The sequence below is a fragment of the Streptomyces sp. NPDC020917 genome, from assembly GCF_044333795.1.
In the GTDB taxonomy this organism is placed as follows: domain Bacteria; phylum Actinomycetota; class Actinomycetes; order Streptomycetales; family Streptomycetaceae; genus Actinacidiphila.
The window spans coordinates 63,150-79,172 of the sequence record NZ_JBIRRR010000016.1; the positions used below are offsets into that span (position 1 = coordinate 63,150).

The following is a 16,023-nucleotide window of genomic DNA, read 5'->3' on the forward strand; positions in this document are numbered from 1 at the left end:
CCGGCACGGCGGCGCGCGGCTCGGCGCCGCGGGCGACGGCGGCTCAGCGGCGAGGGGTGCGGGGCGCCTCGGCGACGGTGCTGCCGTCGACCAGTTCGCAGGGAAGCAGGACCTGCGTCCTGCGGCCGGGTTCCATGTCGCCGCGCAGCATCCCGACCAGGATGCGCACCGCGCGGGCGCCCATCTCGCGGCGGGGGATCCGGAACGTGGTCCAGTCGATCTCGGGCGTCGCCCGCAGCGGCCACGATGAGGTCTGCGTGGGGTCGGTGTCACCGAGCACGCCGATGGACAGGTCCTCGGGCACGCGCAGCCCGGAGTTCACGGCCAGCGCGTGCAGCGCGACGGCCATCTCGGTGGTCTCCACCAGGGCTGCGGTGACCTGGTCGGCGCGCAGCCGCTCGAAGACCGCCGACGGATCGTCGTCGGTCAGCGCCAGCGGCGTCTTGCGGTGCCGCCGGCAGGCGCGCAGGTACCCGGAGCGGCGGTCGGCCGTCGACTCGCTCTCCTCGCGGTACCCGACGAGCGCCACCCGGCGGTGGCCGAGCGACCACAGGCGCTCGTACAGCGCCGCGGTGGCCGCGGCGTAGTCGCCGCCGACGTAGCTCACCGGGCCGGCCGACGACTCGCGCCGGCCGATGAACACGAACGGGAACCGCTCGTCTACCAGGCGGTCGAGCTCGTCGCGGTCGGTGTGCCGGCCGAGCAGGATGCAGCCGTCCGCGATGCCGAGCCGGTTCGACCCCTTCTCGTAGACCTTGCGCCGGCCCTGCCGGCGGCCCGGGCTGGTGAAGAGCAGCAGGTCGAACCCCTGCGCCTCCGACTCCTCCTCGATACCGCCGAGGAACGGCCCGTAGAAGTCGGCCGTGCCGGAGGGGAAGACCGCCTCGTAGGTGAACACCCCGAGGATCTGGTTCGACTTGCCGCGCAGGCGCCGACCCATGATGTCCACGGTGTAGCCGGTCTGCCGCAGCGCCTCCTCGACGCGCTTGCGGGTCTCCGGCGCGACGCGCACCCCGTCGGAGTCATTGAGCACCAGGGAGACCATCGCCTGCGAGACACCCGCGAGGCGGGCCACCTCGGCCTGGGTAACCCGTTTCCGGCGCTGCGTCACGTGCTGCATCGTAACGCCACCCTCCTCTGCGAACGATCGACTCCCGGCCGGCACGGTCCGGCCGATCTCCGTCGGACCCCATGCTAATACGTATTATCTCTTGACTTCCAGGGTAGCGTGGAGCCACGATCCCTCACGCCGCCGGGCACCATCCGCTCCGGCCCGCTCCCGGCCGCCATCCTCCTCCCCTACCGTGAGGGTCTTTCTCATGTCCGCTGAGCACACATCCCGTGGCATCACCCGCCGCTCGACCCTGCTGGCCGGTGCCGCGCTGGCCCCCGCGTGGTTCCTCGGCTCGGCCTTCGCCGCCCCGGGCCGGGCCGGCGCGGCGACGGCCGCGGACTTCGCCACGGTCCGCAACCAGTGGCACGACACCCTGATCGGCAGCTACGACAGCTCCGACCAGGTGATCGCCACCTATGTGCAGGCCATGGCCAGGACCGCGAGCGACCTGTGGGCGACGCTGGACACCTCCGCCTCGCGCACCTACCTGTGGGCGGACCTGGACAGCAGCACCGTCTCGGCGGTCCAGCGCGACGTGATCGGACGGCTGCGGCAGCTCGCCCTCGTCTACGCCACCCCCGGCTCGTCGCTGGCGGGCGACCCTCAACTGCTGGCCGACATCCGGTCCGCCCTCGACTGGTTCCTGTCCCACAAGTACGGCGTCACCGCGCAGTACGACAACTGGTGGGACTTCCAGATCGGCATACCGCTGGCCCTCAACGACACCTGCGTCGCCCTGTACCCGCAGCTGACCTCGGCCGAGATCGGCACCGCGATGACCGCGATCGCCCGGTACCTGCCGGACCCGAGCCGGGTGGGCGGAGGCACGGCCACCGGTGCCAACCTCAACTGGACCTGTGCCATCTCGACCGTGCGCGGCGCGCTGAGCGAGGACGCGGACGTGATCGAGGCCGCCATGACGGCCATCGCGCGCCTCTTCCCCTACAGCACCAGTGGTGACGGCTTCTATCCCGACGGCGGTTTCCTCCAGCACGTCTACTTCGCCTACAACGGCTCCTACGGCGTGTCCCTGCTGCAGTACCTGACCTACCTGCTGGTCGCCCTGCAGGGCACGCCGTGGGCGGCGACAGCGGACCAGGTGCAGCGGGTCTACACCTGGACGCAGGCCAACTACATGCCGTGGATCTACCGCGGGGCGTTCATGGACATGGTGCGCGGCCGCGCGCTCTCCCGCTTCTACGAGACCGACCACCGCATCGGGCGGCTCACCACGGCCACCCTCCTCCAGCTCGCCGGCGTCTTCCCGCCCGGCCACGCCCGCGCCGTCCGCGCGCAGGCCAAGAGCTGGATCGCCGCCGACACCTACCAGGACTTCTTCACCTACGACTCGGTGCCGCTCGAGCAGGTGCGGGTCTCGTCCATCGCCCTGGGCCGGGCCGTCGTCGCCGACACCCACGTCCCGACGGCGGCCGAGTCGACGACGACCGTGGTCGCGACGTCGATGGCCCGGATCGTGCACCGGCGGCCCGCGTTCGCCCTCGCCATCGCGATGGACAGCACGCGCATCAAGCCGTACGAGAGCGCGAACAAGGAGAACCTCCAGGGCTGGTACACCGGCGAGGGCGCCACCTACCTGTACCTGGCCACGCAGCCGGGCCACTGGACCAACGGGTACTGGCCGGCCGCGGACAAGTACCGGGTGCCCGGCGTCACCCTCGACACCAAGACCCTCGCGCTGGGCGCCAACCGCGGCTCCACCAACACCTGGGCCGGCGGCGCCCTGCTGGACGGGAACGTGGCGGCCGGCATGGGACTGTCGTTCGCGGTGCAGACGCTCAAGGGCCGCAAGTCGTGGTTCTGCATCGACGACGCCGTGATCTGCCTGGGCGCCGGGATCACCAGCACCGACGGCCACACGGTCGAGTCGGTCATCGAGAACCGCAACATCGGCCCCAACGGGCGGGCGAACATCCACGTCGACGGCAGCGTGGTGCTCGCCACCCCGAGCAGCACGCCGGCCCTCGTGCAGCCGCAGTGGATCTTCGTCGACAACCTCGGCGGCTACGTCTTCCCGGTCGGCGGCCACGTGAACCTGCTGCGCGAGGACCGCACCGGCAGGTGGACCGACATGGACCATCGCGGCGTCTACGACGACACCACCGCCTACACCCGCCGGTTCGTGACCATGTGGGTCGACCACGGCGTGAGCCCGGCCGGCGGCAGCTACCGCTACATCCAGCTGCCTGCCGCGACCTCGGCCCAGACCGAGGCGTTCGCCGCCTCCAACGACGTCACGGTCGCCGCCAACACCGCCGAGGTCCAGGCCGTCAGCCGCTCCGGGTCCGGTTTCGCGATGGCCAACGTCTGGCAGGCCGGAGCGCCCAAGGCCGCCGGCATCCAGGTCGACAGGACCGCCTCGGTCGTCACCCGGCGCAAGGACGGCAAGCTCAGCGTGGCCGTCTGCGACCCGACCCAGCAGCTCACCGGATCGGTGACGGTCACCGTCGACGGCCCCGTCTCGCGCGTCACCTCCACCGACCCCGGCGTCACGGTCCTGGCCACCTCCCCCGACCTCCGCCTCTCGGTGGACGTCGAGGGCGCGGCGGGCCGGAGCTTCGTCGCCCGCTTCTCCCTCTAGTCACCCCCGCCGGAGCGACGGCGGCCGGCCGAGGGAGGTCCCTCGGCCGGACCCGGTTCGGCCCGGTCCCCTCCCGCAGGGGACCGGGTCATCGCTGCACGGCGTACAGGTGATGGTCGTCGCTGCCGATGTAGACGAGGTTTCCGGCGACTGCCGGCGACGAGTTGAAGGGGCCGCCGGCGTGGAAGGTCCAGCGCTGCCTGCCTTTCGCGGCGTCCACGGCGTAGAGGTTGCCGCCGTCGTTGCCGACGTACACGACCCCGCCGGCGACCGCGGGGGTCGTCCGCACCCAGTTGTTGGTGCGGAAGGCCCACCTCTGGCCGCCCGTCCTGGCGTCGACCGCGTACAGGTGGTGGTCGTCGCTGCCGATGTAGACGGTGCCCCCGGCTAGCACGGGCGAGGAGTGCACCGGGCCGCCGGTCGGAAAGCGCCACCGTTCCTTGCCCGTCACGAGGTCCACCGCGTACAGGCGCCCGTCGGACCTGCCGAAGTAGACCATGCCGCCGGCCACCACGGGCCGCTGGTCCCCGTAGACGTCACCGGACGCGGGGAGCATCCAGCCCCGGTCGCCGGTCTTCGCGTCGAACGTGTACAGGTCCTCGTTGTCGCTGAGGACGTAGACGACGCCACCGTCCACGACCGGCGAGGAGAACCCGGTGACCTTGGTCGCCTTCGCCCAGCGCTGCGTCCCCGTCGCCACGTCCAGCGCGTAGAGGTTGTAGTCGGTGCTCCCGAAGTAGACGAGGCCGCCGGCCACCGCCGGCGAGGAGTAGACACCTGACTGCGTGGGGAACGTCCAGCGCTGCGACCCCGACGCCGTGTCCACCGCGTAGAGGTTGAAGTCGATGCTTCCGACGTAGACGGCGTCCCCGGCGACCGCCACCGACCCGTCGATCGAGTCCCTGGTGCGGAACACCCACTGCTGGGAGCCGGTGAGCGCGTCCACCGCGTACAGCAGGTGGTCGTTGCTGCCCACGTAGACGACGCCCTCCGCCACCACCGGCGAGGCCGTCACCGCGTCCCCGGTCTCGAAGGCCCAGCGCTGCTCGCCCGGTCCGGCGTCGAGACGCGGTGTCGCGCCACCGGCCTGGGCAGGCGGCGCGGTGGGGGGACGCGAGGACGTGCCGGTGCTCTGCGGGGTTCCGCCGGAGGGCGAGCCGGAGCCGCCGTTGTCGGCGATCGACCACACGGCGACGCCCACGCCCGCGGCCGCCACGCCGGTGAGGGCGATCAGCGCGCGGCGGCGGGAGAGCTCCGTCGCGGGGTCGAGGGGCGGGTCCTGCGGCGGAGCCGGCGTCCCGGCGGGCGGACCCGGCGGGTCCGAGGGACCGGACGGACCGGGACCGGACTGGCCGGGACCGGGCGGGGCGGACGGGCCGGGCGCCTCGAAGGCCGCCGCCGTCCCCGTCCGGGTGGGCGCCTCGTGCATCCCGGCAGGCGCGGGGGCAGGGGCAGGGGCAGGGGCAGCGTCCGACGGCGGCTGCCCTGACGGCGACTCCCGTACGGGCGGGGCGACTTGGGGCAGTGCGGTGGCGGTGTTCTCCTGGACCAGGCGGGCCACCCGATCGGGCATCCAGTCGGGCTCGCCCAGCAGCAGCGTGGCGGTGTCCCCCTGGTCCTCGGGGCCCGTGCTGCCCGCGGCCGTCAACCGGTCGAGCAGGGCGGGCACGGTGGGGCGCTCGCCGGGTCGCTTGGCCAGGCAGTCCGCGACCACCGCGCGCAGCTCCGGCGGCAGTCCGTCCAGGTCGGGCTGCTCGTGCACCGTGCGGTAGGACAGCGCGTGAGCCGAGCCCGTGCCGAACGGCCCGGTCCCGGTGGCGGTGTAGGCCAGCAGCTCGCCGAGGCTGAACACGTCGCTCTCGGGCCCGACGGGGTCACCGGTGAGCTGCTCCGGCGACATGAACCCGGGCGTGCCCATCGTGGTGCCCGTCCGGGTCAGCATGCTCGTCTCGGTGGCCGCGGAGATGCCGAAGTCGATCACCCGCGGGCCGTCGGAGGCGAGCAGCACGTTGGACGGCTTCAGATCGCGGTGCACGACGCCCGCGGCGTGGATCGCCTCCAGCGCCTCGACCAGGCCGGCGCCGAGCGCCAGGACCGAACGGGCCGGCCAGGGGCCGTGGGCGGCGACCGCCTCCCCGAGCGGCACCCCGGGCACATAGACGGTGGCCAGCCAGGCCGGGGAGCCGTCTGGGTCGGCGTCCACCACCCCCGCAGTGAAAGCGCCGTTGACCCGCCGGGCCGCTGCCACTTCGCGCGCGAACCGCCGCCGGAACTCGCCGTCCTCCCCCAGTTCCGGCCGCACCACCTTCACGGCGACCGGGCGGCCGGCGGGCGAGCGGGCCAGGAAGACCTGCCCCATGCCGCCCGCGCCGAGCCGTGCCACGATCCGAAACCGTCCGACCTGCCGCGGATCCTCCCGCTCCAGGTCCGCTAACCCCGCCACCTCGCACGCCCCTTGAATGATCCACGGCCATTGTGGTGCTGCATCATGCCACGGATCGGAGCCGGGGAACGCGGCGGCGGCCCGCCCGCCGCAGGGCTCATCAGCAGGGGCGGATTGCGGGGCGCGCGGGGGCGGGGCGCGCGGATCAGGGCGGACTGTCAGGGGGCCGGTCCACACTGGAGGGGTGAAACTTCCGCGGGTGGAGTGCCCGGACTGCGGGCGGCCGATCGCCGCAGGCCCGGTGGCCGGACGGCTGAACAAGGGACGGGTGTGGCGGCACGACCCGCCGGGGCAGCCCAAAGTGGCCGGCGGGCCGCTCGTGTCGTGCGGGGGCTCGCTGCGCCTCGTCGACCTGCCCGCGCACGGACGGCAGTTGGAGATCGACGTCGACGACGCGGCCGCCGCGGGGGCCGAAGCCGCCGCGCTGCTCCCCCTCTTCTGACCCGGATCACCCGGCTCGCCCGCTCCTGCCCGGGCGGCCCCCGACGTCCCCGGCCGCGGGCTCACCAGCCGGTCAGCAGAAGGTGGTTGAGCAGCAGCGCGGCCACGGCCTGGGCGGCGAGCCAACCGCGGTGGTCCCGCCGCGGGAGGAACGCGGCGCAGGCGGGCAGCCACAGGCTGAACGGCAGCCAGATGCGCTCGGTCTCCGCCTTGCTCATCCCCGAGAGATCGGCGGCGAGCATCGCCAGGAGGAAACCGCACGGCAGCAGTACCGCCGCGATCGCCGCCCGTTCCCCGCGCAACCTGCTGCGGGCGACGGCGGGCACGGCCGCCAGCACCCGGCGCAGCCCCGCGAACGCGGCGAGCCCGGCCGCCGCGGCCACTGTCGCCAGGTCGCCGAAGAACCAGTAGCTGTACGGCCGTACACCGCCGTAGCCCTGGTAGTAACGGGTCCTGAGCAGCCCGTACGCCTGCCACCAGTCGAAGCCCGCCAGGGTGAACGCGGCCACCACGACCGCGGCTCCGGCCAGCGCGTACGGCACCGGGCGGGCGCTGCGGGCGCAGACCAGCACGACGGCCGCCGGCACCGCGAGGAGCACCAGACCGTACGACAGGTAGCACGCGGCGCCGAGCAGCAGCCCGCCGCCGAACCCGGCCGCCGCCCGGGCCACGGGCGAGGTGCGGGTGGCGGAGACGGCGAGCAGCGCCAGCGACCAGGCGGCGACGGCCGCGAAGTAGCCGTCCGCGGAGACCCCGACCCACACCGCGCCCGGCGCCAGGACGAGGAACGGCGCGGCTGCCCGTGCCCGCTGCTCGCCGGTGAGCAGGCGCAGCGCGATCAGCACCGCGACGACCAGCGAGGTGCCGGCGGTCATCACGAACGCCGCGGCCCAGGTGCCGCCGCCGAGCCCGATCCGGTCCAGCCCGACGAAGGTCAGCACCGCGCCGGCCGGGTGGCCCGCGATGTGCGTGGTCCAGTGCTGCGGGGAGTCGATGAGGATGTGGTCGGTGTACGTGCGCAGCGCGGGCCCGAGGTGATCGAACCGGTGCAGCTGCGTCAGGTACTCGCCGGTCTCCAGGAGCCGGCCCGAGATGCCGCGCCGCCAGCCGTCCACCAGGGCCAGCGACCAGGTCCATGCCATCGCCGCGGCCCACGCCGCCCAGGGCAGTGCGCGCCAGGGCAGCCGTCCGGCGACGGACGGCCCGTATCCGACGACGAGGGCGGCGACCACCACGGCCGGCGGCGTGCCCGGTCCCGCGTGCGGCCGCCACCACGCCTCCAGGGGCGGGAAGGGCGACCTGAGCACGTAGCTGTCCCGCTGCAGCCAGGCGCCGATCCCCGCCATCGCCGCGAACAGCAGGAGGGCCGCGCCCGCGGCGAGGAGGTCCCGGCGACGCGACCGCGGCCCCTCGCGCCGCAGCGGGTCCGGCCCGGCCGGCGACGCTTCCGGCAGGCCCGGTGCGGAGGAGGAGGCGGAGCCGGGCACGGAGGCGGACGCGGGAGCGGGAGCGGACGGGTGTGGAGACGTCGACGGCGACGCGGCGTCGCGCCGGCTGCGCGCGGAAGGCGGGAAGGGGCTCACCCGCCGCACCCTAGGCGCGCGCCGGGCGGTGGTCGCGGCGCCGCGGCAGGACGTCAGACTTCCGCAAGGACTCGGCGCGGTACCGGGCGACGTCAGACTTTCGTCATGAGTCGATCCGGTCGCCGGCGGCCCGCCCGCCCCTAGGGTCGGCCGCCATGAACGTCCCCCTCCCCCGCCCGCCGGGGCCCTGGCGCAGCCCGCTGCGCGGTCCTTGGCTGACGTCCGTGTTCGGCGCGGTGCTCCTCATCGGCATCCCGGTGCTGTTCGTCACCGGCCTGCTGTCGTACGCCGCGTACAACCCGGGCCTGTCGCACGTGAACGACAAGACGCCGGGCAAGGGCCTGCTCGGCTTCTACCTCTTCTCCTGGCCGACGCACCCGTACTGGCTGTACCGGGTGACGCAGGGCGTGCACGTCACGCTCGGGATCGTGCTGGTGCCCGTGCTGCTGGCCAAGCTCTGGTCGGTGGTGCCCAAGCTGTTCGCGCTGCCGCCCGTGCGCTCGGCCGGCCACGCGCTGGAGCGGCTGTCCCTGGTGCTCCTGGTCGGCGGCGGACTGTTCGAGTTCACCACCGGCATCCTCAATGTGCAGCTGGACTACGTCTTCCCGGGCTCGTTCTACCCCCTGCACTTCTACGGCGGTTGGGTGTTCTTCGGGGCGGTGCTCGCCCACGTGGCACTCAAACTGCCCACGGCCGTACGGGCGTTGCGCAGTCGCGACCTGCGGGCCGAGCTGCGCACACCGACGTCGCGGACGCGACCCGAGGCCCCGGACGCGGGCGGCCTGGTCCCGCGGCACCCCGCGGATCCCACCATCTCCCGGCGCGGCGCGCTCGGGATGGTCGGCCTCGGCTCCCTCGCGCTCCTGGTGGTGACGGCCGGCCAGAGCGTCGGCGGCCCGCTGCGCCGCGCCGCCCTGCTCGCGCCGCACGGCCGCTCGCCGGGCACCGGCCCCGGGGGCTTCCCGGTGAACAAACCCGCGGCCGCCGCCCGCATCAGACCCCAGGACGTCGGCCCGGGCTGGCGGTTGACGGTCAGCGGAGCGGCCGGCAGCGTCCGGTTGGGCCTCGCCGACCTCCAGCGGCTGGCGCAGCACAGTGCCGCCCTGCCCATCGCGTGCGTCGAGGGCTGGTCCACCGGCGACCAGCACTGGGAGGGCGTGCGGCTGCGGGACCTCGCCGCCCTGGTCGGTCACCCGGCCGATCCGCCGGGGGTGTTCGTCGAGTCCGTCCAGCGCACGGGGTCCTTCCGCGCGGTCGCCCTCAGCGCCCAACAGGTCCGCGACGGCCGGTCGTTGCTGGCCCTGCGGGTCAACGGCGCGGCTCTCACCGCCGACCACGGCCGTCCGGCGCGGGTCATCGTCCCCGGCGCGCCCGGAGTGATGAACACCAAGTGGGTCGGCCGGCTGACCTTCGGCGCCACCGACTTCCCGGAGCCGGCATGAACCACCGCGTGAAGCACGCCTTCCGGACCCTGTACGGCGAGCCGTGGTGGCATCTCGCCGCCCTGCTCGGTTCGTTCGCCCTGTGTGGCTACGCCATGGCCCAGCTCCTCGCCGGCGACTGGTGGGGCGTGGTGCAGTGGGCAGTGGGCGCCGCCCTCGTCCACGACCTGGTGGCCGTCCCGCTGTACGGCAGCGCCGACTGGCTGCTCCACCGGGCGGTGCGCGCCGGGCGACCGCACTCGCCGTACCGCATCGCCGTCGTGAACCACGTCCGCGTCCCGGCGTTCGTCTCGCTCGTCCTGCTGCTCGTCTACTGGCCGCTCGTCTCCAGGGACAGCGGCGCGCAGTACCGGTCCGCGACCCTGCTCGACCCCGGTGTCTTCCGCACCCGCTGGCTGGTGATCACCGGGGTGCTGTTCGGCCTCTCGGGCCTCCACCTGGCCTTTCGCCTGTGGCGTGACGGAAGCGGGAGGGGCCGGTGAATTCTTACGAACCTGTGGCGGACGCCGCGGCACCGGTCCTTCCGGCCGCGCCGGCTCCTAAGGTCGCCGGCATGCGCGTACTCGTCACCGGCGGCGCGGGCTTCATCGGCTCGCACATCGTCGCCGAACTCGCCGCCCGCGGCCACGAACCGGTCGTCCTCGACGCCCTGCTGCCGGCCGCCCACGCCATGCCGCCCGCGGCGCCTCCGGCCGGAGCCGCCGCGTTCTTCCACGAGGACGTCCGCGACGGCGAGGCCGTCGGGCGGGCGCTGCGCGGGGTGACGGCGGTCTGCCACCAGGCAGCCATGGTCGGCCTCGGCAAGGACATGGCGGACACCCCCGCCTACGTCGGCTGCAACGACCTCGGCACCGCCGAACTCCTGGCCGCCATGGCCCGCGAGGGTGTGCGGAACCTGGTGCTCGCCGGGTCGATGGTCGTCTACGGCGAGGGGCGGTACGACTGCGCGCGGCACGGCCGGGTGATCCCCGGTCCCCGCGCGGAGCACGACCTCGCGGCCGGCCGGTTCGAGCCGCCGTGCCCGCACTGCGGCGCGGACCTGCGGCCCGGGCTGGTGACGGAGGACGCGCCCGCCGACCCGCGCAGCGTCTACGCCGCCACCAAGCTCGCCCAGGAGCACCTGGCTTCGGCCTGGGCACGGGCGACCGGCGGCCGGGCGGTGTCGCTGCGCTACCACAACGTGTACGGCCCGGGGATGCCGAGGGACACCCCGTACGCGGGCGTCGCGTCGTACTTCCGCTCGGCCCTGGCGCGCGGCCTGGCGCCGCGGGTGTTCGAAGACGGCGGCCAGCGGCGGGACTTCGTCCACGTGACGGACGTGGCGGCGGCGAACGTGCGCGCGCTGGAGGCCGTCGCGGACCGGCCCGGCGGGAGCTTCCGCGCGTACAACACCGGCAGCGGAACGCCGCACACCGTCGGGGACCTGGCGACCGCGCTGGCCACCGCGAGCGGCGGACCCGTGCCCGTCGTCACCGGCGAGTTCCGCCTCGGCGACGTCCGCCATGTGACGGCGTCCTCGGCCCGCCTCCGCGACGAACTGGGGTGGCGGCCCTCGGTCGAATTCGCCGCCGGTGTCGCCGAGTTCGCGCGGGCACGGCTGCGTGGCCAGGAGGGGGTGACGGCTTCCTGACCCCCGCTTCGGCAATGGGCCGCTGACCTGCCCGGGCGTGGCGCCCGGTCCGCTGCCCGGTGGCGGCACCGGCTCCGCGACCCGCTCGGCGACCGGGCGGCTCCGCTCGTGGCTTCGCCGGCACGGCCCGCACCACCGCGCCACCCCCCTTGTCCCTCCTTCTCGCCCGGCCGGTGTACGCCGCGCCGCGCCGCGGGCTGCGCCGGGGCGTGAGCGCAGGGCGGGACCGGTGCGGGCGCCGGTCTCCTCACAGAGTCCCGCGGGGCACGGCAGTTGTCCTGACGCGGCGTCATGTCTTCGTGCCTCCGGGGGGCTTGCCTCGCTTCCCTCTCCCCCACGCACCCACCACCCACCTCTGATCACCGAACTCGCAACCGACGGGAATGCTCGTGACACCAACCGCCGATGTCGTCCTGCCCTGCCTCGACGAAGCCGGGGCGCTTCCCTGGGTTCTGGCGCGCATCCCGCCCGGGTGGCGGGCCGTCGTCGTGGACAACGGGTCCAGTGACGGTTCCGCCCGGATCGCCGCCGAGCTGGGGGCGACCGTCGTGCACGAGCGGCGGCGCGGCTTCGGCGCCGCCTGCCACGCCGGGCTCCTCGCCGCCGAGGCCGAGTTCGTCTGCTTCTGCGACTGCGACGCCTCCCTGGATCCGGGCCTGCTTCCCGGTTTCGTCGACCGGATCGCGACGGGTGACGCCGATCTGGTGCTGGGGCGCCGCCGGCCCACGGCCCGGGGCGCGTTCCCGCCGCACGCCCGCGCGGGCAACGCCGCCCTCGTCCGCATGCTGCGGCGCCGCACGGGCCTGCGCCTGCGCGACCTCGGCCCGCTGCGGGCCGCCCACCGCGAGTCGCTGCTCGACCTCGGCATGCGCGACCGGCGCAGCGGCTACCCGCTGGAAACGGTCGTCCTGGCCGCCGACGCGGGCTGGCGCATCGCCGAACAGGACGTCCCCTACCACCCGCGCACCGGGCGATCCAAGGTCACCGGCACCTGGCGGGGCACATGGCACGCCGTCCACGACATGCGCGCCGTGCTGCACACCGCGGCGGTCCCTCCCGCCCCCTCGGTCCGCAACGCCCGCACCCCGCTCCACTCCTCGGCCCACCCCAGCCCCCGGGACGTCCTCCCCGCACCCGAGGTCCACGACGAACGGGACGGGTCACCCGCACCCGCCGCACCCGCAAGGGAGTTGACGCCCGACACAACCGGCCCGGGCTACGGACAGGCCTCGCTCCCCGCACCCGCCCTCCCCGCCACACGGCCCGCGACCGACCCACTGGCCGTCCGCGACGCCCGCACCCCGCTCCACTCCTCGGCCCAGCCCAACCCCCGAGACGTCCGCGACGCACCCGAGGTCCACGACGAACGGGGTGGTGCTCGGTGACGACGTTGATGGTGATCGCCAAGGAGCCCGTGGCGGGGCGGGTCAAGACGCGGCTGACGCCGCCGTACACGCCGGAGCAGGCGGCCGAGTTGGCGGCGGCCGCGCTCGCCGACACCCTGGCCGCGGTTGCGGCGACGCCTGCCGGACGTAAATTGCTCGTGCTGGACGGGCGCCCGGGGCCGTGGCTGCCGCCGGGCATCGACGTGGTTCCGCAGGGGCGGGGCGGCCTCGACGCGCGGCTGGCCGCGGCCTTCGCGCGGTGCGAGGGGCCGGCGCTGCTCATCGGGATGGACACGCCGCAGGTCACGCCCGAGCTCCTGGGGTCCGCGCTGGAGCCCGGCCCCGACGCCTGGTTCGGGCCGGCGGCCGACGGGGGGTTCTGGGCGCTGGGGCTGGCCGTGCCCGACCCGGACCTGGTCCGCGGGGTGCCGATGTCCACGCCGTACACCGGCAGGACGCAGCGCGAGCGGCTGACGGCCGCCGGGCTCACCGTGCGGGACCTGCCGGAACTGCGCGACGTGGACACCGCACCGGACGCCGCCTGGGTGGCCGGGCAGGCCCCTGGCACCCGGTTCGCCGCGGTCCTCGCCGGCTACCGGACGGCGGGCGTGCGGTGAGCGTCCCCCTGACCGCGCCGCTCCCGGCGCCCGCGTGGTCGACCGCCGACCCCTATGCCGAGGCACTGCGCTCCGGCCGCGGGCCGCTGTTCCTGGCCTGCGCCGACGCCGGTCAGGACGGCAGTCCCGATGCCGACGCCCGGCTGCTGCCGCTGGAGGTCGAGCGGTGGTGCGGCGCCCCGGACGCCGCCGATCGCACGGTGCTGGCCCTTGCGGCGAGCGCACCACCGGTGCTGGACATCGGGTGCGGACCGGGCCGGATGGTGACCGCGCTCGCCACCCGCGGCGCGCCCGCGCTGGGCATCGACGTCAACCCGCACGCGGTCCTGCGCACCCGGGCGGCCGGCGGCCAGGCCCTCGTCCGCTCCGTCTTCGACTCCCTTCCCCGCGAGGGCAGTTGGCGCACGGCACTGCTGATGGACGGCAACGTCGGGATCGGCGGCGACCCCGTCGCGCTGCTGGCCCGGGTACGGGACCTGGTGTGTCCGGGCGGGACGCTCGTCGCCGAGTGCACACCCGGTGGCAGCGGGCCGGATCAGGACGAGCGGCTCCAGGTCCGGCTGCACGACGGCACGGCGGCGTCCGGCATCCCGTTCCCCTGGGCGCTGCTGGGCACGAACACCCTGGCCCGCCATGCCGCGGCGGCCGGCTGGACCGCCGCGGCCTCCTGGAGCATGGACGGCCGCGGCTTCACCGCGCTGCGCGCCCCGCACTGCGGATGACGAGGCGGACCGGCACCGCCGAAGAGGACGCGAGGATCCGGGCGCTGCGGCGAAGTGCGCGAGGTGCGGGCTGCCGGCCCGGTCCCGGCAGCGTTCCCCGCCTGTCCTCGACGGGCTCCGGGATGCGCTTCCAGGACCGGGCCGGCGCCCGGCTCAGCTCAGCTCAGCTCAACGCGAACTTCTGCGCGGTCGTGCCGTTGCAGTCGTGGATCTGCAGGCGCGTGCCGTTGGCCGTGGCGCCGTCGGTGGCGTCGAGGCAGCGGCCGGACTGCGGGTTGAGCAGGGATCCGTCGGACTGCTGCACCCAGACCTGGCCGCCCGCGGTGTTGCAGTCCCACAGCTGCACCAGCGCGTTCTGCGCCGTGGAGTTGCCCGCGATGTCCAGGCAACGGCCCAGCGTCGTCAGCCTGTTGCTGGACGTGTGCACCCAGTGCTGGTCCCTGGCGTAGGACTGGCAGTCCCACAGCTGCGCGGCCGCGCCGTTGCCGCCGGTGTCGTCGGCCGCGATGTCCAGGCACTTCGCGGCGGGGCCGGCGACCATACCGCCGCCGTTGACGGTGAAGACCTGCGCGGCGGTCCCGTTGCAGTCGTGGATCTGCAGCCGGGTACCGTCGGCGGTGGCGCCGTTGGTCGCGTCGAGGCAGCGGCCGGACTGCGGGTTGAACAGCGTGCCGTCGGCGCGCTGCACCCACTTCTGGCCGCCGACGCCGTTGCAGTCCCACAGCTGCACCTGGGCGTTCTGCGCGGTGGAGTTGCCCGCGATGTCCATGCACCGGCCGAGCGTGCGCAGCGACCCGTCGGACTCGTGGGTCCAGTGCTGGTCGGCCGCGCCGCTCTGGCAGCTCCACAGCTGGACGGCGCCGCTGTCTCCCGAGATGTCGTCGCCGGTCACGTCGACGCAGGTGCCGCCGGGCGCGGAGATCGTCGAGGGCGCGACGCCGGCCGTGTCGCCCGCGTAGCCGGCCGAGACGATGTTCGCCTGGACGGCGTTGTCGGCCGCGTCCGAGGGGTACCCGGAGGTGATGGCGCCCTCGAAGAACGACCCGCCGGCCCGGTTGCTGTTGTCGCCGCCGGTGCCCATGACGATCGAACCCTCCTGCTTCATCGGTGCGTAGCCGCTGGGCAGCGCGCCGTTCCACCACGTCGACAGGCCGCCCGACTGGGAGTTGCCGCCCTTGAGCGCGAAGCTCGTCTGGCCGTTGTTCTTCAGCAGGGCCGTGACGAAGGCGCTGGGGTTGCCGCCGTTGACGCTGTGCGCCTTGGTGTCGGCCTGGAAGATGCCGTTCTCCAGGTCGGCCTGCACCCACGGCCCGCTGCCCTGGCAGGGGTCGCACGAGGTGATCGACGAGATGTTCAGCGCGTCCATGTGGCCGGCGCCGGTGTCGTTCTCGGCCGCCTCGACGTTGCCGAAGTCGAAGCAGCACTTGGCGATGGTGTGGGTGCCGCTGGTCACCATGTACATACCCTCGGCCTGGCCGTTGGTGGCGACACCGGCGCCGACCGCGTGGCGGTACCCGATGCCCGGCATCACGTAGACGCCGTACACGGCATGGCCGTTGACGGTGACGTGCAGCGTGTTGGCCAGCGCGCCGACGTTCGCTGCCCCGGCGGTGCCGGCGCCGGCGATGGTCAGGTCGTTGTGCCGCGGCGACTGGTCGTAGATCGTGGTGATGACGCAGACGGCCCCGGTGCAGAAGGCGTTCTGGGCCGACGCGTCGGCGTACCCGCCGGTGGCGAGCACCCCCACGTCGAGCGTCGCGTTGTCCCGTTTGCGCACGACCTGGTAGAGGTTCCCGTCGTACGACGAGTAGAGGGCGCGGACCGTGCTGAAGGCGCCCACGCAGGGCGTGCCCGCGTCGCCGTAGAGGTCGCAGGGGAGGGTCCCGGCGGCGTGCGCCGGTCCGACCGCGCCGATGAGCAGGCCCAGCGTCAGGGCCAGGGCCCCGCCGAGCGCGAGGAGGACGCGGCGGCAGCGCCGAAGTGCCGTGCGCAGCGCGGTCCATGGGGTGGTGGAGGTCATCGTCGGCTCTTTCTCCTTTTCGGTGTC

11 protein-coding genes and 1 pseudogene are annotated in these 16,023 nt (G+C 74.3%); 8 read left to right on the forward strand and 4 right to left on the reverse strand.

Going from position 1 to position 16,023, the window contains the following annotated elements; translation table 11 throughout:
* Positions 1–43: 43 nt before the first annotated feature.
* Positions 44–1,111 carry a LacI family DNA-binding transcriptional regulator gene (locus ACH4TG_RS28780; RefSeq protein WP_398245461.1) on the reverse strand — a complete coding sequence of 356 codons (1,068 nt, stop codon included), beginning with the start codon at positions 1,109–1,111 and terminating at the stop codon, positions 44–46.
* Positions 1,112–1,319: 208 nt separating this feature from the next.
* On the opposite strand from ACH4TG_RS28780, the gene ACH4TG_RS28785 reads away from it, so the two are divergent.
* Positions 1,320–3,713, forward strand: coding sequence for a polysaccharide lyase 8 family protein (locus ACH4TG_RS28785; protein WP_398245462.1), 2,394 nt, complete (start codon positions 1,320–1,322; stop codon positions 3,711–3,713).
* 88 nt (positions 3,714–3,801) lie between these two features.
* Here the strand turns inward: ACH4TG_RS28785 and ACH4TG_RS28790 are convergent, their stop codons facing one another.
* Positions 3,802–6,096, reverse strand: a complete 2,295-nt coding sequence (locus tag ACH4TG_RS28790; protein ID WP_398245464.1) for a PQQ-binding-like beta-propeller repeat protein — start codon at positions 6,094–6,096, stop codon at positions 3,802–3,804.
* 244 nt (positions 6,097–6,340) lie between these two features.
* On the opposite strand from ACH4TG_RS28790, the gene ACH4TG_RS28795 reads away from it, so the two are divergent.
* The gene (locus ACH4TG_RS28795; RefSeq protein ID WP_398245465.1) at positions 6,341–6,598 is read left to right on the forward strand and encodes a hypothetical protein; all 258 of its coding nucleotides are present in this window, start codon (positions 6,341–6,343) and stop codon (positions 6,596–6,598) included.
* A 61-nt stretch (positions 6,599–6,659) separates the two neighbouring features.
* Here the strand turns inward: ACH4TG_RS28795 and ACH4TG_RS28800 are convergent, their stop codons facing one another.
* Positions 6,660–8,084 carry a hypothetical protein gene (locus tag ACH4TG_RS28800; RefSeq protein WP_398245578.1) on the reverse strand — a complete coding sequence of 475 codons (1,425 nt, stop codon included), beginning with the start codon at positions 8,082–8,084 and terminating at the stop codon, positions 6,660–6,662.
* Positions 8,085–8,335: 251 nt separating this feature from the next.
* Between ACH4TG_RS28800 and ACH4TG_RS28805 the strand changes: the two genes are divergently transcribed.
* The 6 genes and pseudogenes from ACH4TG_RS28805 (at position 8,336) to ACH4TG_RS28830 (ending at position 13,976) form a co-directional block, all read left to right on the forward strand.
* Complete coding sequence (locus ACH4TG_RS28805) at positions 8,336–9,622, forward strand: molybdopterin-dependent oxidoreductase (protein ID WP_398245466.1); 1,287 nt, start codon at positions 8,336–8,338, stop codon at positions 9,620–9,622.
* Positions 9,619–10,104, forward strand: coding sequence for a hypothetical protein (locus ACH4TG_RS28810; RefSeq protein WP_398245467.1), 486 nt, complete (start codon positions 9,619–9,621; stop codon positions 10,102–10,104). Before ACH4TG_RS28805 ends, ACH4TG_RS28810 begins: the two co-directional genes overlap by 4 nt.
* A gap of 71 nt (positions 10,105–10,175) precedes the next feature.
* Positions 10,176–11,252, forward strand: coding sequence for an NAD-dependent epimerase/dehydratase family protein (locus ACH4TG_RS28815; RefSeq protein ID WP_398245468.1), 1,077 nt, complete (start codon positions 10,176–10,178; stop codon positions 11,250–11,252).
* A 383-nt stretch (positions 11,253–11,635) separates the two neighbouring features.
* Positions 11,636–12,337, forward strand: a pseudogene (locus ACH4TG_RS28820) (glycosyltransferase family 2 protein); the annotation flags it as partial.
* A gap of 296 nt (positions 12,338–12,633) precedes the next feature.
* Positions 12,634–13,254 (forward strand): DUF2064 domain-containing protein, encoded by a 621-nt coding sequence (locus ACH4TG_RS28825; protein WP_398245469.1) that lies wholly within the window; start codon positions 12,634–12,636, stop codon positions 13,252–13,254.
* Positions 13,251–13,976: a class I SAM-dependent methyltransferase gene (locus ACH4TG_RS28830; protein ID WP_398245470.1), complete on the forward strand. Its 726-nt coding sequence runs from the start codon at positions 13,251–13,253 to the stop codon at positions 13,974–13,976. Before ACH4TG_RS28825 ends, ACH4TG_RS28830 begins: the two co-directional genes overlap by 4 nt.
* A gap of 163 nt (positions 13,977–14,139) precedes the next feature.
* Here ACH4TG_RS28830 and ACH4TG_RS28835 read toward each other — a convergent pair whose 3' ends face one another.
* Positions 14,140–15,996, reverse strand: coding sequence for an arabinofuranosidase catalytic domain-containing protein (locus tag ACH4TG_RS28835; protein ID WP_398245471.1), 1,857 nt, complete (start codon positions 15,994–15,996; stop codon positions 14,140–14,142).
* Positions 15,997–16,023: the final 27 nt, after the last annotated feature.

Coding starts and splice junctions, on each gene's coding strand:
- ACH4TG_RS28785 (WP_398245462.1), top strand. CDS start 1,320: ATGTCCGCTGAGCACACATCCCGTGGCATCACCCGCCGCTCGACCCTG.
- ACH4TG_RS28810 (WP_398245467.1), top strand. CDS start 9,619: ATGAACCACCGCGTGAAGCACGCCTTCCGGACCCTGTACGGCGAGCCG.
- ACH4TG_RS28805 (WP_398245466.1), top strand. CDS start 8,336: ATGAACGTCCCCCTCCCCCGCCCGCCGGGGCCCTGGCGCAGCCCGCTG.
- ACH4TG_RS28815 (WP_398245468.1), top strand. CDS start 10,176: ATGCGCGTACTCGTCACCGGCGGCGCGGGCTTCATCGGCTCGCACATC.
- ACH4TG_RS28835 (WP_398245471.1), bottom strand. CDS start 15,996: ATGACCTCCACCACCCCATGGACCGCGCTGCGCACGGCACTTCGGCGC.